Source organism: Desulfovibrio sp., assembly GCF_034006445.1.
Lineage (GTDB): Bacteria > Desulfobacterota > Desulfovibrionia > Desulfovibrionales > Desulfovibrionaceae > Desulfovibrio.
Genome location: NZ_JAVESS010000042.1, coordinates 1 through 3,138, shown reverse-complemented (window position 1 = coordinate 3,138; position 3,138 = coordinate 1). Strand labels below are relative to the sequence as shown.

Here is a 3,138-nt window from a genome sequence, read left to right as displayed (position 1 = left end):
GCCGCCAGTGTTTCCACACCAGCCCGCATAAGCGGATCCTGGCTCAAGTTGGCGCAAGAGGCGTAGCCGATAAAAGACGGCGCACCAATCATACCGCCAGTGTCGGCAAGAAACTGCATTACATCAGCGCACGGCGCTCCCACGGAATCCAGCGCCATGCCCCCAGCATCCACCAGACCGCTCTTGGGTCTGGAAACATCCATGACGGCGGGCAGTGCATACCGTTCGGCACAATCCGCAGCATTAAGAGGCGTGTTGGCCAGCCCGCTGGCACCAAGACGCGGGGTCTGGTCTATGGGGTGGGCCGTGAATTTCAAGGCGCGGCGGTCCGGAGTAATCAGCAGGGATTTCATGCGGCAAGCCCTCCCTTGCCACGTATGGGGCCGTCAAAGGCGTAGCGCAGTGCGTCAAAGCAGTGGTTGTGCTTGTCCATGATGACAGGGAGTATTTCACCCGTGAGCGGATCCTGTTTGTAGCTGTACAAGGTGGCTTCTCGCAGGGTGTGTACGCAGGTGGGATGGATATTCAGCCCTATTTCGCGCAGCCAGCGAATGCCGTCTTCAATACTGCCCGGCCACTTCTTGGCGGCCCGGATGGCAAAACGCCTGCGCCGCAAATACTTGATGAGTTCGGGGCGCGAATTGTCCGCGTTGATAGGCCAGCGCCGGGCCTCGGGCATGCCAGTGTAGAGCGTGGGCAGATCGTCAACTTCCAGGCCTTCGGCATAGACCTCATGACAGACGCGGATTTCACGCTCGCCATCGGGGAATTTGTGGATATAGGCCCGTACCAGAGTGTTGGGGTCAGAACCAAAGCCCCAGTCAGCCCCGGTGAACCAGCGCACACCAGATGTGGGGATGTCGAACAGTTCCGACTTCCAGCGACCATTGAAAATTTGCGCCTTGGAGATAACGCGGGGTTCGCCATCCCATATCCAGGCGTACTTGTCCGGATCGGTGGCAAGGCAGCGCCGCCGCTCTTCGTCCAGAGTGGAGGTGAAGAACGGGTTGTCGTACCAGTTGACCTTGCGAACAATGGCGTTTTCCGGCGTGTTCTCAACAAATATCTGCCATACGGGATCGTTGGGGCTGGACGGGTTGAACGATACCCACACCTCCGCCCCTTCTTTGCGGATTGTTGGCAGCAGCACGTCCCAACTGTCCTGACTGACCTTTTGGGCCTCTTCCACCCAACAAATATCAACGCCTTCAAAACTTTTTATTTCCGTAGCGTTATGCCGCAGCCCGCGAAAAACGAATTCAGAACCCATCACGCTGCGGATGGACGTATCTGTGATCGTGAACATGCTGGAAAGCCCACGGGCCTCTATGCGGTCGCTCAAGAGCTTGTGAACGCTGTCCTTGATACTGACCTGTAATTCGCGGGCGCAAAGCACACGCAATCGGCGCTTGAGGGCCTCGGTGATGAGCACATCGGCAAAGGACCAGCTCTTAGCGCCACCGCGCCCGCCATAATAGACCTTGTAGCGGCGGGGAAGGAAAAGCTCGGCAAAGGCCTGGGGAATCTGCACGTCATCAATAACGCACAGGGGAGACGACACAGACACCTGTTCCGAAACGTTTCTAAACACCCCAGGACGCGCCAAAACACTCTCACCCGCATAAAGCGGCGCAAGTGCCTTTTTTTGACGCTGTGGGGCGTTTTTTCGATTCCGGCTGACGGGCATGATCAGGCGTCCTTGTTGTCAGGCGTTTTAGGTGTATCGGCAGCAGTCGGAACGGGCACAAACGTGACCTGAATGGTTCTGTCGCCACTTTCCTGTTCGGCAGCTTCCTGCTGCTTTTCTTCGGCGTAGCCGTCCGCCTTGATGGTGGTTTCGGCATTGTCTCGCTGGGCGCGGGCCAGAAGCATCTGGGCCATTGACGCCTTGGTAATGAGTTTGATGGCGCTTTCAGGATCCTTTTCAAACTGTGCGCGGAGGGCCATCTGTGCGCGAAAAAGAGCGGTTTCAAGGTAGTGGGCATTAAGTCGGGTGAGATGGCTTTCCGGCTGTTTGTCCAGGTCACGCACTGCCATACGGCTGAACTCGCGGACTTCTGCCAGTTCCTGCATGGCTTCCTGCCACTGCTTGCGATACCGACCCACGCCGGAGCGCGAAACATCCGCTCCCAACTCTTGCAGTGCGGCGGTGACGTCATCCACCGTGGTGCCTTTATCCAGCAGTTCATGCACAAGATCGCGCAGTTCTGCGGGCAGACGCCGCACCTTGCTTACCCCAGCCATGTGGCCTCCGGATCCGGCATGTCGCCGGGCAGAGGACGGCGCACACCTGGGCATTGAGCGCGACCCAGGGCCACGTCATACCCGCGCTGCGTCAAGGTGGGCACCGTGCATCCACGCGCGCCAGGCGCAAGCACTTCACAGGCCACAAGGCCCATTTCTTCAAGCCACGCCAGATCTGCCAGCATGGCTTCATTGCTCACGCTATGCCCAAGTACGGCCAACAGGTCGCACAGGGTGGCATGGTTGGCGCGGCGTTCTGGCGCGGATGCCAGGGTGCGCAGAACACACAGGCGGCGGTCGGCAATAAGCACATCGCGGTAACTCACTAGCCCTTCTCCAATAAATGGCGGTTCAGCATTTCAAGCCCTCGGTTGATGCCCTGGGTTTGCTGGCGCAAGCCATCAAGGGTTGCGCCCTGGGCGCGCAGGTCGCCGCGCACCTCGCCAATTTGAGATTCAAGGCGATTAACGGCTTCGACCGTGGGCATGGCATCCAGTCTGGTTTCATGCTTGTCCAGTCGGGCTTCCACGGCGCTCACGCGCTGTATGACCCTGGCCCCATCGTCTTGCGTGAAGAAAAATTTGCGGATGGCGAACCACAGCAGACCACCCGTCAAGGCCAGACCACCGGAAACTGCCCAAAACAGGAACCGTTCACTTTGCAGCAGTTCCGGCATGAGCCGCCTCCTGGGAGATCTGCGCCTCATAGGCATCAGCCAAAGATTCAAGCTGCCTGATGTACCAGACGGTCATTGCGTGACGCTGCGCCATACGGGTACGCGCATCCACGGACAGACAGAGCAAGTCGCCATTGGCAAACAAAGGCCAATTGGGCCGCGCTGGGCGCTCCACAATACTGACGCGCTGCACATCGGGCGTGCATGGGGAACTTTGC

Annotated in this window: 6 protein-coding genes; all 6 read right to left on the bottom strand. The window is 58.8% G+C overall.

Features of this window, described 5'->3' with window-relative positions; translation table 11 throughout:
• Window positions 1–353, bottom strand: a 353-nt coding sequence (locus RBR41_RS14560) for a hypothetical protein (RefSeq protein WP_320353401.1), incomplete at its 3' end; no start/stop codon positions are given.
• Window positions 350–1,561, bottom strand: coding sequence for a PBSX family phage terminase large subunit (locus RBR41_RS14555; protein WP_320353400.1), 1,212 nt, complete (start codon window positions 1,559–1,561; stop codon window positions 350–352). The genes RBR41_RS14560 and RBR41_RS14555, both read right to left, overlap by 4 nt.
• A 128-nt stretch (window positions 1,562–1,689) precedes the next feature.
• A complete protein-coding gene (locus RBR41_RS14550; RefSeq protein WP_320353398.1) occupies window positions 1,690–2,244 on the bottom strand; it encodes a phage protein Gp27 family protein in 555 nt (184 codons plus the stop codon).
• The gene (locus RBR41_RS14545; protein WP_320353397.1) at window positions 2,232–2,570 is read right to left on the bottom strand and encodes an ArsR family transcriptional regulator; all 339 of its coding nucleotides are present in this window, start codon (window positions 2,568–2,570) and stop codon (window positions 2,232–2,234) included. The genes RBR41_RS14550 and RBR41_RS14545 overlap by 13 nt, the downstream gene beginning before the upstream one ends.
• Window positions 2,570–2,920 carry a DUF2730 family protein gene (locus tag RBR41_RS14540; RefSeq protein ID WP_320353396.1) on the bottom strand — a complete coding sequence of 117 codons (351 nt, stop codon included), beginning with the start codon at window positions 2,918–2,920 and terminating at the stop codon, window positions 2,570–2,572. The genes RBR41_RS14545 and RBR41_RS14540 overlap by 1 nt, the downstream gene beginning before the upstream one ends.
• Window positions 2,898–3,138: hypothetical protein (locus RBR41_RS14535; protein ID WP_320353395.1), on the bottom strand; the 241-nt coding region annotated here is incomplete at its 5' end. The genes RBR41_RS14540 and RBR41_RS14535, both read right to left, overlap by 23 nt.